Origin of the sequence: Desulfovibrio inopinatus DSM 10711 (genome assembly GCF_000429305.1) — a bacterium.
Lineage (GTDB): Bacteria > Desulfobacterota > Desulfovibrionia > Desulfovibrionales > Desulfovibrionaceae > Alteridesulfovibrio > Alteridesulfovibrio inopinatus.
On the sequence record NZ_AUBP01000058.1, the window covers coordinates 1 to 2,323 of the forward strand.

Here is a 2,323-nt window from a genome sequence, read left to right on the forward strand (position 1 = left end):
ACCCTAGCCGATCTCGCCAAGCCAACATCGAAAGCCGCACCCGAGCACAATAGCCTCCAAATCAACGCGGCCGAAGCACACGCAGATCCCGATGATCCCCACGCCGTACTGGATGCCCTCCAGGAAGCGTTAGCCCCCACCATGGAGCAAGTCGCCGACGATCTGATTGCCCCCATCCTGGCCATGTTCGAAACATGTTCTTCGTACGAAGAAGCCCAGGGCAAGCTGCTCACCCTCTGGCCCGATCTCAATACCGATCGGCTCCTGAACACCTTGTCCAAAGCGGATTTCTCCTCCCGCGTCTGGGGAGCCCTCAACGCCGAGAAACCACGCAAAAGAAATGCAAAATAGCCTCCGGCGGCTGGGGAAGGGGGAAGAACTTTTTGAAAAAAGTTCTCCCCCCTTCCCCAGACCCCAACCCCTCTCTCAAAAACTTTTTACGGGTTGAGTTATGGACGAGAAGCCCCTTTTCACGTTGCCATTCGATTTGCCTCCAGCCGATGCCATTGATTATTTCCGAAGCAAAGGCAACGCCATCTCATTTGGCTGGCAGGATATGTGGCGCGATGCCCATAGCAAAACGTTTACCGTCGCCAAGGCCATGAAAATGGATATCCTCCAGGATATCCGCACCGCCCTGGATACGGCATTGAGCGAGGGCAACACCTTTGAACAGTTCCGCAAGGAGCTGGAACCGCTTCTGCGGCAGAAAGGCTGGTGGGGCAAAAAAAAGATGATTGATCCCCTCACCGGGGAAGAGAAATTGGTCCAGCTCGGCAGCCCGTGGCGTTTAAAGACGATCTATCACACCAACATCTCCACGGCTTATGCCGCTGGGCATTACAAACGCATGATGGAAACCGCCGAGGCCCGGCCCCTCTGGCTTTACGATGCCATTCTGGATAGCCGCACTCGGCCCATGCACAAAACTTGGGACGGCAAGGTGTTGCCGTATGATCATCCCTGGTGGCGCACTCATTACCCCCCGAACGGCTGGCGCTGCCGCTGTGGCGTCATCGCCATGAGCGAGGCCGAGGCCGCCCGCGATGGATTCACCATTTCACCCGATCCCCCCGAGCAGATCGAACCCTGGCGCGATCCGCGCACCGGCGAGGTGCATCAGGTACCCAAAGGCATTGATCCCGGTTGGGATTATAACCCCGGCGCGGCATGGCTCCCCAAAATCGATGACAAGCTTATTCAGGGCATATCGACGCTTCCCGCCCCCATCGGGCAACAAGCGGTTCAAGAACTCGTTGATTCGGATGCGTTTGATTGGTTTCACAAAAAGCCGAACGGCGTCTTTCCCGTCATGCGTTTGCGTGAGGATGTCGCCCAAGCTATTGGAGCCATTCCGCGTGTGGCTGTTATTTCAGATCAATCAATGTCCAAGAATATCAACCATCACCCGGAACTCACCGTAGCCGAGTACCGTTTTCTCCCTGAAATAGGCGCATCGCCGGATATAATTATTCAGGATGGAGCCAAAACAGTCGCACTCATCAAAAAAGGAGAGGTCTGGTATCACGCCGCATGCAAGGCCACGGCAACAGGCAAAGCCGTGTTTGTCACGTCGTATCGCAGGACAGTTGCAGCAGATGTTGAACGGGTATTACGAAGAGGAAAAATACTTTTTGAAAAAGAATAAGGCGACTGGCGGGGCCTCCCATAAACCCCGCATAGCGCGCCGTGCAGGCGCACGGGCTACGGCCGGGAGAATCACACCGTGTCACAGCCGCCTTATCGTCAAATCATACAGATTCAGAACTCTGTCAAGCCATCCGGGCCGCCGTCGTCATGCGCTCGCGCAGATTCCGCAGGATCAACAACAACCCACTTTGCGCCGCATCGGTCAACGGAAACTCGAATTGCCCTTCACACAAGGTTTGTTCAAGAAAGGCAACCATGTTGGCGCAATCATCAAGAATATCGCTGAGATGTTCTCGGTCCGGCTCCGGACTCATGATTGCACCCCGGCCGTCTGCCCCGCGCTGGGCAGCAAATCGAGCTTGCGAGCGGCCGCCACCACTTTTTCCACCGTACTTTTCGGCCGTTCCAATAATTTAGATATTTCCAAATTATTCAGCCCTATACGCCGATATCGCACCACATGCGCCAACAGATCCCGAACCGACGGCCGTAACTGCAAAAGCTGCTCTCCAAGTTCCTGCCGAGCCTCGATTTGTGAATTGATCAAGATAGCCCGTTCCAGGCTGTTGAAGGCTTCGATATAAGCAACACAGTTGTTTATGGATACTTCGTCAGACATTACAAGGCTTTATATGGTGCAATAGTTATATTGAAAGAAAAAGGAAATAACTAT

At 54.3% G+C, this 2,323-nt stretch carries 4 protein-coding genes; 2 read left to right on the forward strand and 2 right to left on the reverse strand.

Annotation, left to right across the window (positions count from 1 at the left end; genetic code table 11):
• A partial coding sequence (locus G451_RS30720; RefSeq protein WP_034643196.1) for a phage portal protein family protein occupies window positions 1-351 on the forward strand: 351 nt, incomplete at its 5' end.
• A 100-nt stretch (window positions 352-451) separates the two neighbouring features.
• The gene (locus G451_RS33830) at window positions 452-1,648 is read left to right on the forward strand and encodes a phage head morphogenesis protein (protein WP_084448683.1); all 1,197 of its coding nucleotides are present in this window, start codon (window positions 452-454) and stop codon (window positions 1,646-1,648) included.
• A gap of 124 nt (window positions 1,649-1,772) precedes the next feature.
• On the opposite strand, the gene G451_RS0120230 is transcribed toward G451_RS33830, so the two are convergent.
• Window positions 1,773-1,964, reverse strand: a complete 192-nt coding sequence (locus tag G451_RS0120230) for a hypothetical protein (protein WP_027185672.1) — start codon at window positions 1,962-1,964, stop codon at window positions 1,773-1,775.
• A complete protein-coding gene (locus G451_RS0120235; protein WP_027185673.1) occupies window positions 1,961-2,269 on the reverse strand; it encodes a hypothetical protein in 309 nt (102 codons plus the stop codon). Before G451_RS0120235 ends, G451_RS0120230 begins: the two co-directional genes overlap by 4 nt.
• Between the last annotated feature and the right edge of the window lie 54 nt (window positions 2,270-2,323).